Annotated in this window: 18 protein-coding genes and 1 pseudogene; 15 read left to right on the top strand and 4 right to left on the bottom strand. The window is 64.1% G+C overall.

Annotated features, from left to right (window positions below):
• Nucleotides 1–89: 89 nt before the first annotated feature.
• The 3 genes from V3C33_00680 (at nt 90) to V3C33_00670 (ending at nt 3,591) form a co-directional block, all read left to right on the top strand.
• A complete protein-coding gene (locus V3C33_00680; protein ID XAS67890.1) occupies nt 90–353 on the top strand; it encodes a hypothetical protein in 264 nt (87 codons plus the stop codon).
• 164 nt (nt 354–517) lie between these two features.
• The gene (ligA, locus tag V3C33_00675) at nt 518–2,764 is read left to right on the top strand and encodes an NAD-dependent DNA ligase LigA (protein XAS67889.1); all 2,247 of its coding nucleotides are present in this window, start codon (nt 518–520) and stop codon (nt 2,762–2,764) included.
• Nucleotides 2,765–2,781: 17 nt separating this feature from the next.
• The gene (locus tag V3C33_00670; protein XAS69601.1) at nt 2,782–3,591 is read left to right on the top strand and encodes an inositol monophosphatase family protein; all 810 of its coding nucleotides are present in this window, start codon (nt 2,782–2,784) and stop codon (nt 3,589–3,591) included.
• 41 nt (nt 3,592–3,632) lie between these two features.
• On the opposite strand, the pseudogene V3C33_00665 reads toward V3C33_00670, so the two are convergent.
• Nucleotides 3,633–4,997, bottom strand: a pseudogene (locus V3C33_00665) (LLM class flavin-dependent oxidoreductase).
• Nucleotides 4,998–5,245: 248 nt separating this feature from the next.
• Here V3C33_00665 and V3C33_00660 point away from each other — a divergent pair.
• A complete protein-coding gene (locus V3C33_00660; protein ID XAS67888.1) occupies nt 5,246–5,749 on the top strand; it encodes a GNAT family N-acetyltransferase in 504 nt (167 codons plus the stop codon).
• 66 nt (nt 5,750–5,815) lie between these two features.
• Here V3C33_00660 and V3C33_00655 read toward each other — a convergent pair whose 3' ends face one another.
• Together V3C33_00655 and V3C33_00650 are read right to left on the bottom strand one after the other, a co-directional pair.
• The gene (locus tag V3C33_00655; GenBank protein ID XAS67887.1) at nt 5,816–6,514 is read right to left on the bottom strand and encodes a response regulator; all 699 of its coding nucleotides are present in this window, start codon (nt 6,512–6,514) and stop codon (nt 5,816–5,818) included.
• Entirely contained in the window at nt 6,507–8,228 is a 1,722-nt protein-coding gene (locus V3C33_00650; GenBank protein ID XAS67886.1) for an ATP-binding protein, read from the bottom strand. Before V3C33_00650 ends, V3C33_00655 begins: the two co-directional genes overlap by 8 nt.
• A gap of 191 nt (nt 8,229–8,419) precedes the next feature.
• Between V3C33_00650 and V3C33_00645 the strand changes: the two genes are divergently transcribed.
• From V3C33_00645 to V3C33_00595, 11 genes are all read left to right on the top strand, one after another.
• Nucleotides 8,420–9,925, top strand: a complete 1,506-nt coding sequence (locus V3C33_00645; GenBank protein ID XAS69600.1) for a CitMHS family transporter — start codon at nt 8,420–8,422, stop codon at nt 9,923–9,925.
• A gap of 128 nt (nt 9,926–10,053) precedes the next feature.
• Complete coding sequence (gene gatC / locus V3C33_00640; protein XAS67885.1) at nt 10,054–10,350, top strand: Asp-tRNA(Asn)/Glu-tRNA(Gln) amidotransferase subunit GatC; 297 nt, start codon at nt 10,054–10,056, stop codon at nt 10,348–10,350.
• Nucleotides 10,351–10,353: 3 nt separating this feature from the next.
• Nucleotides 10,354–11,907 carry an Asp-tRNA(Asn)/Glu-tRNA(Gln) amidotransferase subunit GatA gene (gene gatA, locus V3C33_00635; GenBank protein ID XAS67884.1) on the top strand — a complete coding sequence of 518 codons (1,554 nt, stop codon included), beginning with the start codon at nt 10,354–10,356 and terminating at the stop codon, nt 11,905–11,907.
• Nucleotides 11,904–13,412 carry an Asp-tRNA(Asn)/Glu-tRNA(Gln) amidotransferase subunit GatB gene (gene gatB / locus V3C33_00630; protein XAS69599.1) on the top strand — a complete coding sequence of 503 codons (1,509 nt, stop codon included), beginning with the start codon at nt 11,904–11,906 and terminating at the stop codon, nt 13,410–13,412. Before gatA ends, gatB begins: the two co-directional genes overlap by 4 nt.
• A gap of 167 nt (nt 13,413–13,579) precedes the next feature.
• Nucleotides 13,580–13,735 (top strand): hypothetical protein, encoded by a 156-nt coding sequence (locus V3C33_00625; GenBank protein ID XAS67883.1) that lies wholly within the window; start codon nt 13,580–13,582, stop codon nt 13,733–13,735.
• 40 nt (nt 13,736–13,775) lie between these two features.
• Nucleotides 13,776–14,234 carry a hypothetical protein gene (locus V3C33_00620; protein XAS67882.1) on the top strand — a complete coding sequence of 153 codons (459 nt, stop codon included), beginning with the start codon at nt 13,776–13,778 and terminating at the stop codon, nt 14,232–14,234.
• A gap of 263 nt (nt 14,235–14,497) precedes the next feature.
• Complete coding sequence (locus tag V3C33_00615) at nt 14,498–15,565, top strand: ABC transporter permease subunit (protein XAS67881.1); 1,068 nt, start codon at nt 14,498–14,500, stop codon at nt 15,563–15,565.
• Nucleotides 15,566–15,596: 31 nt separating this feature from the next.
• Nucleotides 15,597–16,520 carry a carbohydrate ABC transporter permease gene (locus tag V3C33_00610; protein XAS67880.1) on the top strand — a complete coding sequence of 308 codons (924 nt, stop codon included), beginning with the start codon at nt 15,597–15,599 and terminating at the stop codon, nt 16,518–16,520.
• Nucleotides 16,521–16,592: 72 nt separating this feature from the next.
• Entirely contained in the window at nt 16,593–18,257 is a 1,665-nt protein-coding gene (locus V3C33_00605; GenBank protein XAS67879.1) for a sugar ABC transporter substrate-binding protein, read from the top strand.
• A 105-nt stretch (nt 18,258–18,362) separates the two neighbouring features.
• Nucleotides 18,363–19,391, top strand: a complete 1,029-nt coding sequence (locus V3C33_00600) for a LacI family DNA-binding transcriptional regulator (GenBank protein ID XAS67878.1) — start codon at nt 18,363–18,365, stop codon at nt 19,389–19,391.
• 94 nt (nt 19,392–19,485) lie between these two features.
• Nucleotides 19,486–20,682: a Gfo/Idh/MocA family oxidoreductase gene (locus V3C33_00595; protein ID XAS67877.1), complete on the top strand. Its 1,197-nt coding sequence runs from the start codon at nt 19,486–19,488 to the stop codon at nt 20,680–20,682.
• Nucleotides 20,683–20,755: 73 nt separating this feature from the next.
• On the opposite strand, the gene V3C33_00590 is transcribed toward V3C33_00595, so the two are convergent.
• Nucleotides 20,756–21,682, bottom strand: coding sequence for a LysR family transcriptional regulator (locus V3C33_00590; GenBank protein XAS67876.1), 927 nt, complete (start codon nt 21,680–21,682; stop codon nt 20,756–20,758).
• Nucleotides 21,683–21,819 lie beyond the last annotated feature (137 nt).

Below are 21,819 nucleotides of genomic sequence, written 5' to 3'. Positions count from 1 at the left end.
AGTTTTTAGGTGATGGATCTTCCGGATGAGCCGGGGGCCGCTGGGGATGCCGATCTGGATCGGATCCGTAAATTTGAAGGAGAAAACCAATGGCTATTTGGGGTGCCGACATTGCTCAGCTCAAGAACCTGGGTACCAAGCTTCAGGCAGGTTCGTCTGAGATCGAAAAGCAGAAGTCCACGCTGACCAAGGTGCTCGAGGGCACTGACTGGAAGGGCCCGGACGCCGATAAGTTCCGCAGCGAATGGTCGGGCCAGCATGTTGCGGCTCTGGCCAAGGTTGCCCAGGCCTTGCAGGAAGCAGGCAAGCAGGCCGCCAGGAACGCCTCCGAGCAGGAGACCGCTTCCCGCTAGCGAATGCGGCTTCACGGCAGGGCCCGGACGCAGCAAAGCGTCCGGGCCCTGCCGAATTTCACCGGTGACCGGGTCTGGGCCTCCGTACGCCGCTAAACCGCCTCTTTCCGGGCTTGCCCGAAATCTGTCCGAACAATGTCCGGAGTGTAAGGCAAGATAGGTCTGTGAGCACAGCACCCGGCCCCGCAGACAAATCAGCCCCCGGTATTGAGCCGGAGGATGTCCCGTCCGAATCCCTCCGAGACGAATACGAGAATCTGGCAGATCGTGTCCGTACCTACCGGTTCGCGTATTACCAGGATGACTCGCCGGTTGTTTCCGACGCCGAGTTCGATGAACTGTTCCGGCGGCTGGAGGAACTGGAGGCGCTGCACCCGGAACTGGTGGCGAACGATTCGCCAACCCAGGAGGTAGGGGGCGAAGTCTCGGCGGCGTTTGCCGCCGTCGAGCATCTTCAGAGAATGTACAGCCTCGAGGACGTGTTCTCCCTCGAAGAGCTGGAAGCCTGGCTCACCAAGGCGGAAGCCAGTGTGGGCAAGCTCGGCGGAACCACAGCGGCGCCGGCCTGGCTGACGGAACTCAAGATTGATGGCCTTGCCGTCAACCTGCTCTACCGGGATGGAAAACTGGTCCGTGCCGCCACGCGAGGGGACGGCACCACCGGCGAGGACATCACGCACAACGTACTGACCATCAAGGAAATCCCGCAGGAGCTCTGCGGCAGCGGCTTCCCCGCCGAGATGGAGGTCCGCGGCGAAGTGTTCATCCCTTCCAAGGCTTTTGCCGAGTTCAACGAGGCACTGATTGAGGCAGGCAAAGCGCCGCTCGCCAACCCGCGTAACGCCGCCGCAGGCTCCCTCCGGCAGAAGGACCCGGCAGAAACAGCCAAGCGTCCGCTCCGGATGTTCGTCCACGGAATCGGTGCCCGTGAAGGGCTCGAAACCACCAGCCAGTCGGAAACCTACGCGCTGCTCGCGCAGTGGGGACTGCCCATCAGCCCATACTTTGAGGTCCTGGGCGGGCTGAAGGACGTTCTGGAGTTCATTGCGCGGTACGGCGAGCAGCGGCACAGCATTCTGCACGAGATCGACGGCATCGTGATCAAGATCGATGACTTCGCCACCCAGCGCGCCCTCGGCTACACCTCCCGTGTGCCGCGCTGGGCTGTCGCCTACAAGTATCCGCCCGAGGAGGTCCACACCAAGCTGCTGGACATCGCCGTCAATGTGGGGCGCACGGGACGAGTTACGCCCTACGGGATCATGGCTCCCATCAAGGTGGCCGGGTCCACCGTGGAAATGGCCACCCTCCACAATCAGGATGTGGTCAAGGCCAAGGGCGTGAAAATCGGCGACATCGTTATCCTCCGCAAGGCGGGGGACGTCATTCCGGAGATTGTCGGTCCGGTGCTCGCACTGCGGGGCCAGCAGAATCCGCCGGTCCGTGACTTTGTGATGCCGTCCGAGTGCCCTTCCTGCGGAACACCGCTGGCTCCCGCGAAAGAGGGCGACGTAGACATCCGCTGCCCTAATACCCGCTCCTGCCCGGCGCAGCTCAGCCAGCGTGTGGCGCACCTCGCCGGCCGGGGTGCCTTTGACATTGAAGCCTTGGGAGACGAAGCCGCTTTTGCCCTGACCCAGCCGGCCGAACCGGAGGCCCCTCCGCTGACCACCGAGGCGCGTCTTTTTGACCTGGTTCCAGAGGACCTTGCCGCCGTGCGGATCCGGCGCGAAAAGCGGTCCAGGGGTGTGGCCACCGGCGAGTTTGAACTCGTGCCCTACTTCTTCAGCAAAGCAACGGCGAAGGCCCCGTCCAAACCGACCAGCAACACCGGCAAGCTCTTCAACGAACTGGAGAAAGCAAAGACCCAGCCGCTCTGGCGCGTGCTTGTGGCCCTTTCCATCCGGCATGTGGGTCCCCGGGCCTCACGCGCACTGGCCACGGCGTTCGGCACCATGGACGCAATCCGCGAGGCGTCGGAGGAAGAACTCGCCAGTGTGGACGGCGTCGGCCCCACCATCGCCGCCGCGCTCAAGGAATGGTTCGCAGAAGACTGGCACCGGGAAATCGTTGACAGCTGGGCGGCCGCCGGTGTGCGGATGGCCGATGAGCGGGACGAATCAACCCCACGGACTTTGGCAGGGCTGACGATCGTTGTCACCGGCTCGCTGCCCAATTTCAGCCGCGACGAGGCAAAGGAAGCAATCCTCATCCGCGGAGGAAAGGCAGCCGGTTCGGTATCGAAGAACACCAGCTACGTGGTGGCCGGCGAAAGCGCGGGTACCAAACTGGACAGGGCCGAACAGCTCGGCGTTCCGGTCCTGGACGAGGACGGATTCCGCGAACTCCTGACCAACGGTCCGGCCGCGGCACCGGATGAAGCTGCTGAACCGGAAGGTGACTCCGAATGAGCCCGGATGCGCAGGCCCTGCCGGATCCAGCCGAGCTTCTTGCCGTTGCCAAACAGGCGGCTGCGGCCGGGGCTGCAGTGCTTTCCACCAGAAACGGTGCCGCGCTCGACGTCAGCAACAAGGGCGCAGCGGGGGACTGGGTGACGGCCTTTGACCTTGCCGCCGAGAACGCCGTCCGCGATGTCATCACACATGCCCGTCCGAACGACGCCATTACGGGCGAGGAACACGGCACCACGCGGCCGGAAACCCCCAGCGGTTACCGCTGGTCCATCGATCCGCTCGACGGCACTACCAATTTCATCCGCAATATCGTCTACTACGGCACCTCAGTGGCAGTGGCCGATTCCGACGGAGTCTGGTTGGCCGGCGTCGTCAACGCCCCTGCTTTGGGCCGCGTGTATTACGCGGTCCGTGGCCACGGTGCGTGGCTCGAGGAGCGGGGCCAGCTGGCACAGCTCAACGGACCGGTGCCCGGCCGCAAGGGGCAGATTCTCGCGACCGGGTTCAGCTACGATCCCGGTGTCCGCGCCGAGCAGGCCTCCCTTTTAGGTGGGCTCATGGACGGCTTCGCTGATGTCCGGCGGCTGGGATCGGCCGCTCTGGACCTGTGCCTTGTGGCAGACGGGACGCACGATGCCTACGGGGAACGCGGCCTGAATGAGCACGATTTCTCCGCCGGCGCGCTGATCGCGGAAGAAGCCGGCTGCTGGGTCCGCAGGCCCAGGCTCACCAGCCCTCTCGCCGGCGGGCCATCGGATGACGAACGGCTGGCAGCCTGGACCTGCGCCGGGACGTTGGAGCTGTCCGGCAAGTTTCCGCTCTGAGCAGTCCGCTGAGACCGCACGCTGAACCGCGCCCTGCAATCTCAGGCCCGGAGGCCGGCTGCAAGTCCAGTGGCATCCGAGTAGCGGTTGACCGGCCGCTCCAGCCCATAGTGGCCGCGAAGGGTCTCGGCCGTGTAGCCGTTCCGGAACAGGCCGCGGCGTCGAAGGATCGGCACCACCTGGTCCACAAACGTCTCCAGGCCTGAGGGCAGCACCGCGGGCATGATGTTGAAGCCATCTGCGGCGCCGTTGTCGAACCAGAGCTGGATGGCGTCGGCCACCTGTTCAGGAGTGCCGGAGAAGGTCCGGTGCCCGCGGCCTCCGCCCAGCCTGCCAATGAGCTCACGCACTGTCAGTTTCTCGCGGCGGGCGAGTTCCACGATGAGCGTGTAGCGGCTCTTGGCGCCCTGGACGGAGTCCTCATCCGGGAGCGCAACCGGCAGCTGACGGTCCAGCGGCAGGTCTTCGGGGCTCACCCGGAGTGTCCGGGCGAGCTCGATCCGGGCGTACTCCGGCCGGATAAGCTCATCGAGCTCCCGTTCCAGCTGCTTGGCTTCTGCTTCGGTGGGAGCAATGACAGGCACAATCCCGGGAAGGATCCTGATGCCCTTCGGATCCCTGCCCAGGCAGCCGTGCGGGCCTTCAGGTCGCTGTAGAAGGCCTGCCCATCCTCCAACGTCTGCTGCGCCGTGAAGACAGCCTCGGCATAGCGCGCCGCCAGTCCCTTGCCGTTCTCCGAAGACCCGGCCTGGACAATCAGCGGATGGCCCTGGGATGACCGGGGAACATTCAGGGGTCCGCGAACCCGGAAATGCGTGCCAACGTGGTGGATCGGGCGGACCTTTCCGGCGTCAGCCCAGACACCCGACTCCTTGTCCGCCACCACGGCGTCGTCATCCCAGCTGTCCCACAGCTTTCCTGCCACCTCAAGGAATTCCGCCGCCCGCTCGTAGCGACTGGCGTGGGCCGGTTGGTCCTCCATACCGAAGTTCCGGGCGGCCTCGGGCCCTGCGGTGGTCACTACATTCCAGCCGGCCCGGCCACCGCTGACGAAGTCCACGGACGCGAAGCGCCGAGCCAGGTTAAACGGATCGTTGTACGTCGTTGACGCGGTGGCGATCAGCCCGATCCTGTCCGTCGCGGCCGCGATGGCGGTCAGCAGGACTGTAGGTTCCAGCTTGCCGGCCGGCCGCCGGCCGCCGGCCCACATCCCCGAAAATCACCGGGGAGTCGGCAAAGAAAATGGAATCGAAAGTGCCGCGTTCGGCGATCCGGGCCAGATTGACATAGTGGCTGATCTCCGTGCCGGCGCGTGGGTTGCTTTCCGGAAGCCGCCACGACGCTTCGTGGTGTCCGGTGCTCATCAGAAAAGCGTTCAGGTGCAGGGTGCGCTGGGGCGTGGCCATGGGGTGTTCCTGTCGTTTGGGGCTGGTGTTGGAGCCAATCAATCACAGCGCCGCGGTGCCTGCCAGCATCCAGGACGCGGGGCGCAACGGCAGGAAACCGTGGGCAACAGCGGGCAATTCGGGGCAATGGTTCGCAACACGGCGGCCCGGGTTCGCAACACGCGGTCACGGGCTTGCGGGCTGATAGTTCAGTCACGGAAAGTACCATTTCGGCACCCGGGTTCCAGCACCGCCATTACCATGAACAGGTGCAGCCGCAGATACTCATACGTCCAGCCGTCGAGGCAGATTACGACGCCGTAGCCCGGATTACCCGGGACGCCTACCTAGCCGCGGGCTACTTTGAGAGCGCTGACCACCCCTACATGCAGCAGATCCAGAATGTTGCGCAGCGGGCGGGCAAGGCTACCGTCTGGGTGGCCGAACGCGACGGGCAGATTGTTGGTTCCGTGACTCTGGCTGTGGCCGGGGAACCGTACGCGGACATTGCTTTGGCTGATGAACTTGAGTTCCGCATGCTGGTGGTTGATCCGGCCGTGCAGCGCAGCGGGGCAGGGAAAGCGCTGGTGCATGCGATTATCGAGCACGCCAAGTCCAGCCAAGGCATCAAGGCCGTGGCGCTGACCACCGGCGCAACGTGGGAAAGCGCGCATGGCCTTTACCGGAAGACCGGCTTCCAGCGGGTCCCTGAGCGTGACTGGTTTGTGCCGGACACCGACATAAAGCTGCTGGTTTACCGGCTGGACGTCTAGCCGCCACAAAGTGGCGCCGAATCGCAGCCCTTGAATCACAGCCGCTAAATCGCGGATTTCAGGGCCTCAAGTGCTCGTTCGCGCTGGAAGTCCGGGGTGTGCGGGCTGCGGTGGGAGCCCGTAGCGGTGTTCCGGACGGCCGGTTGTTCCGTAGCGCAGCTGGATGTCTACGGCGCCGTCATCGGCGAGCGAGGACAGGTACCGCTGCGCAGTGGCCCGGGAAACCCCAACCCGCCCGGCGACCTCCGCCGCTGAATACTGTTCGCCGGGCAGCAGCGACTCCAGCACCGCGGCCTCGGTGGCGGACCGCGGTTTTACGGACGATGTGACGTCGCCCGGAATGAGCGCGCGCTTGGCCCGTTCCACCGTCTCCTGGACCGCGGCTCCTGGCTGCGCCAGGATGCGGCGGTAGCGGGCATATGAACGCAGTTGCCGGGACAGGGAGTCGGCAGTAAACGGCTTCAGCAGATAGCCGAGTGCTCCGCGCCGGAACGCCACCCTCAACGACGCGGCGTCCGAGGCCGCGCTCAGGATCATGGTGTCCACATCCAGCTGAAGCAGCAGGTCCAGCCCCGAGGCGTCCGGCAGGTAGACGTCCAGCAGCACCAGATCAGGGCGCAGGCTGTGGATGGCCTGCAGCGCCTGCGACGCCGATCCCACAGGTGCCAGCGACATAAACCCCGCCACAGAATCCACATAAGCCGCATGCAGCTTCGCCACGTGGAAGTCATCGTCCACAATCAGCACTCTGAAATCGTCAGACATCGTTGTCCCTTCCTGGTAAGTCTCCGCTTGAGGCCACAGAATTTCCGGCAGTGGTCCCGGGCAGCGTGGCCATGAATACGGCTCCCGGACCGCCCGCGGTTCCGGCTTCCAGAACCTTGACGTCGCCGCCCCTGCGGCGGGCGAGCTGCCGGGCAAGCGCCAGCCCGAGTCCCTGGCCGGCGCCCGTACGGACGGGGCCTGCCGACGTCGTAAATCCTTCGGCAAAAACTGTCTCCGGCCCTGTGGAATCCGCAAGCCCATCGCCGGAATCGGCGACGACGATGTGAAGCGTGCCGCCGTCGGCTCCCGGTTCGTCCAGCAGCTCCAGTTCCACCCAGCGGTCCGCTGAGGTGCCGGCGACGGCGGCGTTGACGGCGTTGTCGATCAGGTTGCCCAGCACGGTGGTGACGTCCTGCGGTTCCGTGACCTGGCCTCGGACCAATGTTTCCGGTCCAATCCGCAGGGCCACCCCGCGTTCGTCAGCCTCCACTCCTTTGGCCCCCACAAACGCCTGCAAATAGGGATCCTGAAGGAGCTCGGCCTGGTCCACCGGGAACTTCAGCGGGCCGGTGGCCGCAAGCCGGGCCAGATAATCGCGGGCCTGCTGGTGCTGGCCCATACTCATAAACCCTGCGATGGTGTGGAGCTGGTTGGCAAATTCGTGGCGCTGGGCGCGGAGTGCTGTGGACATGGTTCCCACGGCGTCGAGCTGGCGGGTGAGGTGCTGCAGTTCGGTGCGGTCGCGGAGCATGATCACCCAGCCAAGATCCTCCTGCCGGTGGAGTGCCTTTCGGGCGCTTGCCACGAGCACCTGCCCTCCGGCCACCAGCTCCAGCGCGTCTGCCTCGCCGGCATCGGGGCGGGTGAGTGACTTGAGTTGTTCCGGTACGGGTGCCTGGGCCCACGGCATTCCGGCCAGGTCAGCCTGCCCCAGCAGACGTTGGGCTGCCGCATTGAACACGCTGATCCTGCCGTCCGCAGCCACACCGATCACGCCGTCGTCCACGCCCTGGAGTACGGCAACCTGGTCATGGACCAGGGTGCTGATTTCCTCGGGTTCCAGGCCAAGGGTTAGGCGCTGAAGCCTGCGCCGCAGCAGGAACGAAGCCAGGACTCCGGCCAAGAGTGCGCCTGCTGCCGTCAGGAGGATCGGCCCGATATCGCGGGACAGGCTCTGGCCCACGGTCTCCATGGAATACCCCACGCTGACTTCGCCCACCACGGTGCCGGAATCCGGCCCATAGACCGGGACCTTGGCGCCGGCGGACGGCCCCAGCGTGCCGGTATTCCGGGTGGTGAGCTCCTGGCCCGCCAAGGCCCCGGAGGGATCGGTGCTGACTTTTTCTCCCAGCCGTTCCGCGTCCGGGTGGGCCAGCCGCAGCCCCGTTTCGTCCGTGATGACAACAAACAGTGCGCCGGTCCGTGCCCGAGCTCCTTCCGCCGCCGCCATCAGCGGGCCGGTTACGAGCTCGGACGCCGGGGGAGTGCCCGGCTCTTTGCTGATGGCCTGGACATCGTCCCGGACTGAAGGATCAGAGGCCACGGTTCTGGCCAGAGTCAGTGCCTGGTTTTCCGCTTCGCGTCCCAGCCTGTCGTAAGTCAGCCAGGCATGGACCGCGCCGCTCAGCAGCACCACCAGCAGGACCACGGCCAGCTGCAGGAGCAGCGTCTGAGTGGAGAACCGCAGCGGCAGCCGGGGTGCGGGGCTCTTCATGGTCCTCCTGGTCTGCAGTCGCAGTGATGGACACGGTAGGGACGGTCGAAGTCCGTGCAAAAGTCCGGGCAAAAGTCCGGGCAAAAGTCCTGGTGAGCTAAATGAGCAAAATGCTCCCAATAAGCAGTATGCCAATCAATTGAGCCAAAGGCACTGCCGTGACGGACGCCACTCTAACGTCTGTAGTGCGCATCACACCGTTGTGGTGCCATTCACAAAAGAAGGAGCCGGCCGTGCTGGTACTACTCGGGTTCGCCATGATTGCGGTATTCATGGTGCTTATCATGACGAAGAGGTTGACGCCCGTGCTGGCGCTGATCGTCGTTCCAACCATCTTCGGGCTGTTCGCCGGCGCCGGGCTGGGCATCGGTGACATGGTTCTGGAATCGATGAAGTCCATGACCTCCACCGCCGCCCTCCTCATGTTCGCCATCATCTACTTCGGCCTGATGATCGACGTCGGGCTCTTTGATCCACTGGTGCGGTTCATCCTGCGCAAGCTCGGCAACGACCCCGCCAAGGTTGTCCTGGGCACCGCCATCCTGGCCGCGGCGGTTTCCCTGGACGGCGACGGTTCCACCACGTTCATCCTCACCACCGCTGCCATGCTGCCCGTGTACCTGCGGCTGAAGATGAGCCCCGTTGTGCTCACCTGCGTAGCGGGTCTGGCCAACGGCACCATGAACATCCTGCCCTGGGGCGGCCCCACCGCCCGCGCCGCCTCCGCCCTGAAAATCAGCGTGTCCGAGGTCTTTGTCCCCATGATCCCGTCCCTGATAGCAGGCCTGGTCATCGTGTTTGTCTTCGCGTGGCTCCTGGGTCTGCAGGAGCGCAACCGTCTCCGTACCGTCGCCCCCGAGATCTGGGGTGAGCGTTCTGCCGAGAAGTTCGACGGCGGCGCGCCGGCTGGCGGCGGCACCGGCCGCTTCGGTTTCGGACGCAAGGGTTCCCGCCCCACCGGCGGAAGTACCGCCGTCGGGAGTTCTGCCGTTGCAGTCCTGGACCGGCCGGAAACGCTCGCGGACAACGGTCACACCGCCATGGCTGACACGGCCCTGGACCCCAACCGCAAGACCCTCCGCCCCAAACTGCAGTGGTTCAACCTGGGGCTCACCTTGGCCGTGATGGTCATGCTCGTGGCGGACCTGGTTCCCCTTCCGTTTGTATTCATGGTGGGATCCGCAATCGCCCTGCTGGTTAACTTCCCCAAGGTGAAGGACCAGAGCGCGCAGCTCATTGCGCACGCTCCGTCGATCGTGGCCGTGGTCAGCATGGTCATGGCAGCAGCGGTTTTGACCGGTGTTCTCAACGGCACGGGAATGGTCAAGGACATGTCCGCCTGGCTCGTGGCCATCATCCCCGCGGACATGGGTCCTTTCATGGCAATCATCACCGGCATCCTGAGCATCCCCATGACGTTCTTCATGAGCAACGACGCCTTCTACTTCGGCGTGCTTCCGGTCCTCAGCGAGACCGCGGGCCACTACGGCATCAGCGCCGCCGAGATGGCGCGGGCCTCCATCACGGGCCAGCCGTTCCACCTGCAGAGCCCGCTGGTGCCCGCCATCCTTCTGCTGGTCTCGCTCGCCAAGGTGGATCTGGGTGACCACCACAAGAAGGTCCTGTGGCGCACAGCAGTGGTTTCCCTCGTGATGCTCGGCGTGGGGGTGCTGACGGGAGCCATCGGTATCGGCTAACCTGAAGCTGCCGGCGGCTATGCTGCGGGCCCGAGGTGCCCGTCTGACGCCCGCTGGGGGTCGTCAGGCGGGCACTGACGTTTGCCACGTAGACTATGGGGAAACCAACTACATTGCAGGGGAGATCCATGGCTGCGATCAACCGTGACGACGTCGCGCATCTCGCGCGGCTCGCTCACATCGAGATGAGTGCCGAAGAGCTGGACAGGATGGCCGGCGAACTCGCCGTCATCGTTGATTCGGTCAAATCCGTCAGTGAAGCCGCCGGTGACGACGTCCCGGCCACGTCCCACCCCATCCCGCTGCGCAACGTGTTCCGCGAGGACATAGTGGGCCACACATTGACGGCCGAACAGGCTCTGTCCGGCGCTCCGGATTCCGATGAGAACCGCTTCAAGGTCCCGGCAATCCTGGATGAGGGCTAGAACATGACTGAAACCAACAGCGAACTGATCCGTTCCTCCGCCGCCGCTCTGGCCGGCAAGCTGGCTGCCCGTGAAGTCTCCGCCGTCGAGGTCACGCAGGCGCACCTGGACCGCATCGCCGCCGTCGACGGCAAGGTCCATGCGTTCCTGCACGTCAACACGGACGAGGCGCTCGCCGTCGCCGCCGAGGTGGACGCGATCCGCGCCGCCGGCGGTGCCGCTGCCGAGGAGCTCCACGCCCTCGCCGGCGTGCCGATTGCCGTCAAGGACCTCATCGTCACGATCGGCCAGCCCACCACGGCGGGATCGAAGATCCTCGAAGGCTGGCACAGCCCCTACGACGCCACGGTGGTCAAGCGCCTCCGCGCCGCGAAGATGCCGATCCTGGGCAAGACCAACCTGGACGAATTCGCGATGGGCTCCTCCACCGAGCACTCCGCCTTCGGTCCCACCCACAACCCGTGGGACCTGGACCGCATCCCGGGCGGCTCGGGCGGGGGCTCGGCTGCCGCCGTCGCCGCCTTCGAAGCGCCCCTGGCCCTGGGCACCGACACCGGCGGATCCATCCGCCAGCCCGGCGCCGTCACCGGAACCGTGGGCGTCAAGCCCACCTACGGCGGGGTTTCCCGCTACGGCGCCATCGCCATGGCCTCGTCACTGGACCAGATAGGCCCGGTATCCCGTACGGTGCTGGACTCTGCGCTCCTGCACCAGGTCATCGGCGGGCACGATCCTTTCGACTCGACGTCCCTGACCGACCCGCTGGCGGATCTTGTGGCCGCCGCGAGCCTCGGCAACGTGGACGGCATGAAGATCGGCATCATCAAGGAACTCCACGGCGAGGGTTACCAGGCCGGGGTAGAGAACCGCTTCAACGAGTCGCTGGAGCTGCTCAAGCAGGCCGGGGCCGAAATCGTTGAGGTTTCCTGCCCCAACTTCAAGTACGCGCTCGGCGCCTACTACCTGATCATGCCGTCGGAAGCCTCTTCAAACCTGGCAAAGTTCGACGGCGTCCGGTATGGCCTGCGTGTTCTGCCGGAAGACGCTCCCCTGACGATCGAACGCGTCATGGCAGCCACGCGCGCCGCCGGCTTCGGAGACGAAGTCAAGCGTCGCATCATCCTCGGCACCTACGCGCTGAGCGCCGGCTACTACGACGCCTACTATGGCTCAGCGCAGAAGGTCCGCACCCTGATCCAGCGTGACTTCGACGCCGCATTCGCCAAGGCAGATGTTCTGATCTCGCCGACAGCTCCCACCACTGCCTTCAAGCTGGGGGAGAAGCTGAACGATCCGCTGGCCATGTACCTCAACGATGTTGCCACCATTCCGGCCAACATGGCTGGAGTCCCCGGCCTGTCCCTGCCTGGCGGTCTGGCTGACGAGGACGGGTTGCCGGTGGGTATCCAGCTCCTGGCCCCGGCCCGCGAGGATGCCCGGCTGTACCGCGTGGGCGCCGTCCTTGAGTCGCTGCTGGAAGCGAAGTGGGGCGGTCCCATTCTGGACAGCGCACCTTCCCTGACGGAGCTCGTGAAGAGCCACGGAGGTTCAAACTGATGTCTGATGCAACCCTGAGCTTCGAAGAGGCCATGGAGAAGTACGATCCCGTTCTGGGGTTTGAGGTCCACGTTGAGCTCAATACCAAATCCAAGATGTTCTCCTCGGCCCCCAACGTCTTCGGCGACGAGCCCAACACCAACGTCAACGAGGTGGACCTCGGCATGCCTGGCGTCCTCCCGGTGGTGAACAAAACGGCCATTGAGTCTTCCATCAAGATCGGCCTGGCGCTGAACTGCAAGATCGCCGAATCCTGTACTTTTGCCCGGAAGCAGTACTTCTACCCGGACACCCCCAAGAACTTCCAGACCTCCCAGTACGAGGACCCGATTGCGTATGACGGGTACCTCGACATCGAGCTCTCGGATGGCACCGTGTTCCGCGTCGAAATCGAGCGTGCGCACATGGAAGAGGACGCCGGAAAGCTGACCCACATGGGTGGCTCCGCCGGCCGCATCCAGGGCGCGGACTTCTCGCTGGTGGACTACAACCGGTCAGGAGTTCCGCTCGTGGAAATCGTCACCAAGCCGATTGAAGGGGCCGGTTCGCGTGCCCCCGAGCTCGCCAAGGCCTACGTGGCAGCCGTCCGCGAGATCGTGAAGAACCTCGGCGTGTCCGACGCCAAGATGGAGCGCGGAAACGTCCGCTGCGACGCCAACGTGTCGCTGCGCCCGCACGGCCGCGAACGCTTCGGCATCCGCTCGGAAACCAAGAACGTGAACTCGCTGCGCGCCGTCGAACACGCCGTCCGCTACGAGATCCAGCGGCACGCCGCCGTCCTGGACTCCGGCGAGCCGGTGATCCAGGAAACCCGCCACTGGCACCAGGACACCCGCACGACGACGTCGGGCCGGGCAAAGTCCGACGCCGATGACTACCGCTACTTCCCGGAGCCGGATCTCGTCCCCATTGTGGCATCGCGCGAGTGGGTGGAGGAGCTCCGCGCCACGTTGCCCGAGCCGCCTGCCGAACGCCGCAAGCGCCTGCAGAGCGACTGGGCCTACTCGGACCTGGAGTTTCGCGATGTGGTCAACGCCGGCGTGATGGACGAGATCGAAGAAACCATTGCCGCGGGGGCCACCGCTTCGGTTGCCCGGAAGTGGTGGATGGGCGAGATCGTGGGCCGCGCCAAGAATGCGGACGTGGATCCCGGACAGCTTGGTGTTGAGCCGCAGACCATCGTTGAGCTGAGCAGGATGGTTGAAGACGGCAGGATCAACAATAAGATGGCCACCGAAGTCCTGGACGGTGTACTCGCCGGCGAGGGCACCCCTGCGGAGATCGTCGAGAAGCGCGGACTGGCCGTGGTTTCCGACGACGGCCCTCTGCTGGAAGCCATCGATGCGGCTCTGGCTGCGCAGCCTGACGTCGCCGAAAAGATCCGCGGCGGCAAGATCCAGGCCATCGGCGCGATAGTTGGCGGTGTGATGAAAGCCACGCGTGGCCAGGCTGATGCCGGTCGTGTCCGCGAGCTGATCCTTGCGAAGCTCGGCGTCGAAGGCTGACGCACCCGCTGTATCCAACTGGGTCGCAGCACATGCCGTTTTGAGGGCGGCGAAACGGCATTATCTGCGACCCAGCCGGGCATCATCGTTTCTGACTCCCGCCGTACACTGGGATTCAGGATGCCGTTGCCCCATCGCAGTCCTGCCGGTGCTGTGAAAGGACCGCCATGACACGTCGTGAGCCCGTGAAAATGCGCAAGGCACTGCTCGCCGGTGCACTAGTGGCCGCCCTGACGGTTACCGGTGCGGCCGTGGTCTGGGCCGCGAGCGACCCCGCCCTCGCCGCCCACCGCCTCACTATCCTCCACGGGGCCGTCCACTGAAAACGGCCACGGAAACGGCGACGTCCACGACAAGTCAAGGGTGCGCCCGGACAAGAGCCAGCGGACACGCCTGCTGCACAGCGAAAGTGTGTTCAAAAAGAGCGATGGCACGTTCGAGACACTTGTGACACAGCAGGGCACTGTGGACGCCATCAGTGATTCGGCCATCTCGGTCAAAAGCGAAGACGGTTTCAGCCAGAGTTACGCGCTTAACGCAGACACAAAAATAGTCAAGGTTCCCGGCCCCGCTGCGAACAGCAAGCCGTCAATGGGCGACGACGGCAAGCGGCGTAGGCCCGCGGACATTACCGCTGCCGAGATCGCAACGGGCGGCACCGTGCGGATTCTCGGCGTCAGGAACGGCTCCGACGTGGCGGCGCGCCAATTGATTGACGGGCCTCTATCCGAGCCGGGCGTGGGGTTCGGCCATGGGCGGGGCCTGGGTCACGGTCAGAGCCTCGGATTGGGACGCACCCCGGCCAAGGGCACCAAGGACTGACGCACCGAGCGCCCTATGCACCGAGCACCCCCGAGCACCAACCCCACCCCGGGCACCCGTTGGGCTTTAACCGCGCCAAGAACGGGGAGCGAACGCCTCGACCACATGACGAAACATGATGTTTACGTCGGCTTCCAATCATGTTCTTGCAAATGAGACCCCCATCACTTACGCTTTGTTAAACGGTTAACGAACGTGGTTTACATCACATGGCCCAAAAGACCAGTGCTTTGGACTGTGGCCGCATCAAACGAGGAGAGAGCATGAACTCGACGACGGAGGAGGTGCCGGCGCTCCCGGCGCCGGACCGCGTCCAGGCTTCGGCCGGAACCGGCACCACGCCATCCCCGAAGGCCCGCCGGTCACGGAAGTCAGGGCCGCAGACGGCATCGCCGGTACACCCACTTCAGAAGAAGAAGAGTTTCAAGAGCCGCCTGCGCAGCGACAAGCAGATGCTGCTGATGATGGTGCCTGGCATCCTGTTCCTGCTGCTGTTCTTCTACATCCCCATCATCGGGAATGTCATCGCGTTCCAGGACTACCAGCCGTACCTGGGCATCGGGGACAGCCTCTGGGTGGGCTGGCAGAACTTCTCGGATCTGTTTATCAACCCGGACTTCGTCCAGGCGTTCTGGAACACGCTCTACCTGGCTGCCTGGCAGCTGGTGTTCCTCTTCCCGGTGCCGCTGATCCTGGCCCTCATTGTGGATTCACTGACGAGTCCGCGCATCCGCAAGGTCTTCCAGAGCATTGCCTACCTGCCGCACTTCCTGTCCTGGGTGCTGGTCATCGCGTTCTTCCAGCAGATGCTCGGCGGGGCAGGGTTCATCAACAACTCGCTGCGCCACCTCGGCGTGGACGCCATCCCATTCATGACCAATCCGGACACCTTCCCTGTGCTGGTGGTTGTCCAGATGATCTGGAAGGACGCCGGCTGGGCCATGATCATCTTCCTGGCAGCCATTGCCAGCATTGACGCTTCGCTCTACGAGGCTGCCGCAGCCGACGGCGCCGGCCGCTGGCGCAGGGTCTGGCACATCACGCTGCCCGGACTGCGCCCCGTGATCGTCCTGCTGCTGATCCTGCGGATCGGTGACATCCTTTCCGTTGGCTTTGAACAGTTCATCCTCCAGCGCGATGCCGTGGGGGCAGGTGCAGCCGAAGTCCTTGACACATTCACGTACTACACCGGCGTTGTCGGGGGCGGCTGGAGCTCAGGTGCAGCGGCCGGCCTGGCCAAGGGCGTGGTCAGCCTGTTGCTTATCTGGGGAGCCAACAAACTGGCCCACAAGTTCGGTGAAGACGGAATTTTTGCGAAGAAGGTCGGCTAGCCGGATCCGGCCGCCGCAAAAGGAGACCCACATGGCAACAACACTGTTTACCAAGAAAGCTTCCGGGCTGAGCTACGATTCCAAACGGCCCGTCTGGAAAGAGAAACCCTCACCGCTCTACCAGAGCATAAAAGCGCTGGTTCTGGTGCTCTTCAGCATCTCCATCCTGGCTCCCATGCTGCTGGTGGTGTCCACCTCGCTCGCCGACAACGAGCAGCTCGTGGCCGCAGGCGGCTTCGTGATGTGGCCGGAGCGGCCAACGCTCGAGGCCTACCAGACCATCTTCCGTGGCCCCATGGTCCTGCAGTCGCTCGGAGTGAGCCTCTTCATCACAGCGGTCGGCACGCTGCTGGCGCTGTTCGTGACCATCACCATGGCCTACGCCACCAGCCGCTCGGTCCTGTTCGGCCGGCCTGTCATCCTGGCCATCCTGTTCACCCTGTTGTTCGCCCCCGGACTCATCCCTTCCTTCCTCATGATCCGTGAGCTCAACCTGCTGGACTCGCTGTGGTCACTGATCCTGCCCGGCGCCTTCGGGGCCTTCAACTTTGTGGTGATGCGCTCCTTCTTCATGAACATTCCGGGCGAACTGATCGAAAGCGCCCGGATTGACGGAGCCAGCGACTGGCAGATCCTGTGGAAGATCGTGCTTCCGCTTTCCAAGGCCGTGGTTGCCGTGGTGGGCCTGTTCTATGCCGTGGGCTTCTGGAACTCATTCTTCAACGCCCTCCTGTACATCAACGACCACAGCAAATGGCCCATCCAGCTGCTCCTGCGCAACTTTGTTGTCCAGGGCAGCGGTGCGGCCGACCAGCTGGGAATAACCACCACACCGCCGCCACAGTCCATCCAGATGGCAGTGGTTGTTGTGGCACTGGTCCCCATCCTCATGGTGTACCCGTTCCTGCAGAAGCACTTTGCAAAGGGCGTTATCACCGGCGCAGTCAAGGGCTAGCCCCCCCCCCAACCCTGAACCCATCGCACCTCACTACCAAACTCCCCAAGAAAAACTAGAAAGGTCCACGCCATGACGAGTACTACCTCCGGACAGACTGGATTCAGCCGACGCGGCTTCCTTGGCCTTGCAGGCCTGGCCGTCACCACTGCCGGCCTGGCCGCCTGTGGCACCGGCGGAGGTGGCTCAGGCAGCGGAGGCGCCGCTGCCTCATCTGCCGTGAAGCTCCCCACGTACAAGGAATTCACCGGCTTCACCGCCGACATTCCCGGCAATGAAAAGGGTCTGCAGGCAGCATTCTTCAAGCTCCCCGAGGCCATGCAGTCCGTCAAGGCTGCGCCGCTCAAGGGCAAGGTCACCGGCCTCACCGAGACTTTTGACACGATGAGCCCGGCCATGAAGGACAACCACTTCTGGCAGCGACTCAATGCCAAGCTCGGCGGCGAGCTGGAGCTGCAGATTGCCGAGGACATCGGAGACGGCTACCCGGCAAAGTTTGCCACCGTCCTTGCCAGCAACGATCTCCCCGACATGATGTGGGTTCCGCCGAACCAGGGGATCCCGAACATCGGTCCCATGCTTGAGGCCAAGTTCCAGGACCTGACCAAGTACCTTTCGGGCGATGCCGTGCTGGAGTATCCCAACCTGGCCGCGCTGAAGCCGGATTCCTGGAAGACCGCCGTCGTCAACGGCAAGATCTGGGGAGCTCCCATCCCCAGCACCCCGTTCGGTCAGGTAATGACCGGCCGAAGCGATATTTGGGACGCAGTAGGCGGCTTCAACGCAGCCAATGCCGACGAATTCCTGGAAAAAGCCAAGGAACTGACACGCCCGGGCGAGCAGAAATATGCGCTGGAACCCGCCTACACCAACATGCTGCACATGGTGACCGAGTGGTTTGGCGCCCCCAACAGCTGGGCCGTCAACAAGGACCGCACCCTGACCCACCTCTTCGAGACGGACCAGTATGCTGCCGGCATCGAGTTCACCGCGAAGATGTTTGCGGCCGGGGTGTTCTACCCGGACAGCAAGGCATCTGACATCAAAACGCGGGTGGCCAACGGAAGTGTTGCTGCTCAGGTCATTGTGGGTCCGCACGACATCAGGGGCTACCGGGCCCTCAACAAGTCCACCCGGTTCGATGTCCTGGTTCCGTTCAGCGCTGACGGCAAGATCAAGCCCACCTATGACATGGGCTACGGCACCGTCGGCTTCACACCGTTCAAGAAAGCCGAAGAAGGCAAGATCCGCGAACTTCTCGCACTGATCAACTACCTTTCGGCACCGTTCGGCACCGCGGAGTACATGCAGAAGAACTACGGCGAAGCGGGCCAGGACTACACCCTGAACGGCGAAGGCAACCCCGTGCTCAGCGAGTCCGGGTCCACCAACGTCCCAGGCCTCGCATCGGCGCTGAACATCATGTCCAGTCCGGAGAACGTCGTCTTCAACCCGGGCTTCGACGACGACACGAAGTACGTCAACGAGCAGGAGAAGAAGCTGCTCGAGCTTGCCTGGCGCAACCCGACCAACGGCAGCTACTCGGACACCAACGCGAAGGTGGGTGCAAAGCTCACCAAGCAGCTTCGCGACAAGGTGGTTGACATCATTACCGGCCGCGAGAAGATCGACGCCCTCAAGGACGCAGTCAAGCGCTGGCAGTCCGAGGGCGGCAATAAGATGCGTGAAGAATACCAGGCCGCATTGCCCGCGGGCGTGCCGGTCTTCAACTCATAGAATGACGGTTGTGCGGCGGGGCCAGTGGCACCGCCGCACAACCCGACATCCAGCAGCCAGCCGGCCCCGGTCGAAGGACTGCTGCCGGGTCCACAAGGGGGATTGATGACGGTGACAAATCGCACGGCACTTCGTCCGACCATCAGGATGGTCGCCGCGGAAGCCGGGGTGTCCACAGCAACTGTTTCCTATGTGCTGTCCGGCCGGCGCGGTGAATCCGGTCCGGGCGTCTCGGACGCCACTGTCAGCCGGGTCAGAACCGCTGCGGACCGGTTGGGGTACAAGCCCAACCAGGCCGCCCGCGCCATGCGGACCGGGCGCACCAACACCGTGATCCTGTCCCTGACCATGCTTTCGGACCCGTGGGCTCTTGCCGTGATTGAAGCTGTCCAGCGGGCGGCGGCTCCCTTGGGCATCACGCCCATGATTCTTGCCGACGCCGACTGGGCCAAGGTCCTCCAGAGCCACAGTGCCGATGCAGTCTTTGTGGATGCTGTCCAGGGGGACGACGAACAGGCACTCGTTAAATTGGCGGGCCGGGGGACCAAGCTGCTGGTGTTCCACGAGTCAATGGAGCCTGAGGGCTTTGACGTCATCCGGTCCGTTGCGGGACCCGGCTGTGAACTTGCCATGGGACACCTCTTGGCCAGCCACAGGAAAATAGCGTGCCTAACGGCCACGAGTGCCCTGCAGGGTCCGCGGTTCAAGGCATACCTGGACGCTCACAGAACGGCCGGGCTGCCTCTCCGGGACGACTACGTGGGGACTTTTGACGGAACATCCGCCGGCGCCTATGCAACCACCATCAGGTTGCTGTCGCTGGATGATCGGCCAACGGCCATCTATGCCACCACCGACTATGCGGCCGTCAGCGCCATCAATGCGGCGCACCGCATGGGTCTGGCTGTTGGCACGGACATCGACATCATCGGTGTGGGCAACACGGTGGAAGGGGAACGGATGACACCCTCCCTGAGTACCGTGGGCCCGGTTGACTTCTTTGACAGCCTGGCACGGCGGCTGATGGACCGCGCGCTGGGAGCCGATGAGAATCCCGGCGTCCTGGACTTCCCGTGGGAGCTGTTCGTCCGCGAATCGGCTCCGCTGAAACCGAAACACCCCGAAATTCAATAAGTTTCATGCGCCGGCGTTCCTGGGAATCCAGGCGCATCCGGGGACGCATGTTGGCCCCGAGGGGCTGCAACCAAGCAGGAGGAATCGTTTAGTAATGGGAACTGTTGACATGAAGGTCGGCCTGGTCGGATTCGGCCTGCGGGCAAGTCTGTGGAAGCACGTCCACAAGCCGGGCCATGGTTCTGCGGTGACTATTGTGTGCGATACCAGCGAACGCGGCCGGGCGGATGCCGCGGAAAAGATCCCCACGGCCAGGGTCACGGCTGATCTCAACGATCTGCTCACCAGCGGCATCGATGCGGTCATGGTCCTGACACCGGACAACAAGCACGCCCTGGTGGCCGTGGACACACTCAAGGCCGGTATTGCCACGTTCTGCGAAAAACCGCTTGACGTCACACTGGAGGCTGCGGACCTGATCCTGCAGACCGCCTATGAAACCGGAACACGGCTGTACGTGGGGCACAACATGCGCCATATGCCGGTGGTGGTGCAGATGCGCGAGCTGATTGAAGACGGCGTGATCGGAGATGTCAAAGCAGTCTGGTGCCGGCACTTTGTAGGCAACGGCGGCGACTATTACTTCAAGGACTGGCATTCCGAGCGCAAAAATGTCACGTCGCTCCTGCTCCAGAAGGGTGCCCACGACATCGACGTCATCCACTGGCTGGCGAACGGTTACACCAGGCGGGTGTCCGCCGTCGGGGATCTTGCCGTCTACGGCGACGTCAAGGACCGCCGGGACAACACCGGCCGGCGCATGGGTGACTGGTTCTCGCTGGAGAACTGGCCTCCCACGGAACAGACCGAGCTCAGCCCGGTGATCGACGTGGAGGACATCTCCATGATGCAGATGGTGCTGGACAACGGCGTGTTGGCGTCCTACCAGCAGTGCCACTTCACACCCGACTACTGGCGGAACTACACGGTGATCGGCACCAAAGGCCGGATCGAAAACTTCGGCGACGGCCCGGGCGACAAGATCAACGTCTGGACGTCCCGGACAGCCACCGGTTTCGCGGAGCCGGACCAGGTGATCGAGATTCTCGACGGCGAAGGCGGCCACGGCGGCGCCGATCCACTCCTGATCGCAGAGTTCCTGGAGTTCGCCTCACATGGCGGACAGACCCAGACCAGCCCCATCGCAGCCCGCCAGTCGGTGGCCGCGGGTGTGCTGGCCACCCAGTCCCTCCGCGGAGACGGTTCTGCCCGCGAAGTTCCCGCGTTGCCGGCGGAGCTGGAGGAGTACTTCAACGCGGGTCAGCCGGCCCGGAGTGAACAGGCGGTCTGAACGGAGTCCGGTGGTTGAGCCTGCCGACCCCCGCCGGGATCTCGGCAGGCTCGATCACCGGCGGCAGGCTCGATCACCGGGGACGGGCTCGATCACCCGATACAAGCCCGGTCATGATGGTCTGCAGCGCATCGCAGACCATCATGACCGAGGTCCGTTTAAGGTTCTCCGGCCGCGCCAGAATGTCGATCCGCCTGCGCGTACTGATGCCCTGCAGCGGCCGCAGCACAATGCCGGGGTTCAGCACCGGCCGCGCTGTGTGCCTCGGCAGCAGCCCGATCACACCGCCGGCGGCCACGAGCGCCGCCACTGTCGAGTAGTCATTGATCCGGTGGACAATGTTCAGTTCCCTGCTGGAAACGGCGGCGACGGCGGACAACACGTCAGCGGGGGAGTATCCGGTGTGGCTGGTCACCCATGGTTCGCCGACGACGTCGTCCGCCGTCAGCGCCTGCTGGCCTGCCAGCCGGTGCCCGGCAGGCAGCGCCACATCCAGCGGCTCATGTGCCAGCGGGATCACTGCCACGCGTTCCGCCGGCCACCGGGGGCTGTGGTCCATCCGGTGCGCCAGGACCAGATCATAGCGGGCCGTGAGTGCCGGAAAGTCCTGCTGTGCCACATCTTCGTCGGACAGCAGGACCTTCGGCTTGCCCGGCGCATCCAGGAGCCGCGCCAGCGGCGCAAAGAGTGCCTGGCCGGCACTGTGGAACCCGCTGACTGTTACCGGACCCACGGGGGAGCCGTGATAGGCGCCGATCGCCATTCTGGCATCAGCCATGGCACTGACGACGGCGGCACCCGCGTCAGCGAGCACCTGTCCGGCTTCGGTCAGCACGAGGTTCCGGCCCTCCTTGCGGGTGAGCGGAACCTCGACGCTCTTTTGCAGCAGTGCCAGCTGCTGCGAGACCGCGGAGGGCGTGACCAGCAGCGTTTCGGCAACAGCCTTGACGCTGCCCAGGGCGCCGAGTTCGCGGAGCATCTCCAGCTGATGGATTTCCATGTCTCAGATTCTATGCCTTAGTAAAACCTAAATCGTCGATTGAGAAATTCCCGGTTGTGCTAATGCTTTTTAGTCGCTCTAATGAAGTGAGTCATCCCACAGCCCCGGTGGCGCAAGCTGCCCGCGGCTCCAAGAGT

This window comes from Micrococcaceae bacterium Sec5.7 (assembly GCA_039636785.1).
Lineage (GTDB): Bacteria > Actinomycetota > Actinomycetes > Actinomycetales > Micrococcaceae > Arthrobacter.
The sequence above is the reverse complement of the archived record's forward strand: the minus strand, read 5'-3'. Positions and strand labels throughout refer to the sequence as shown.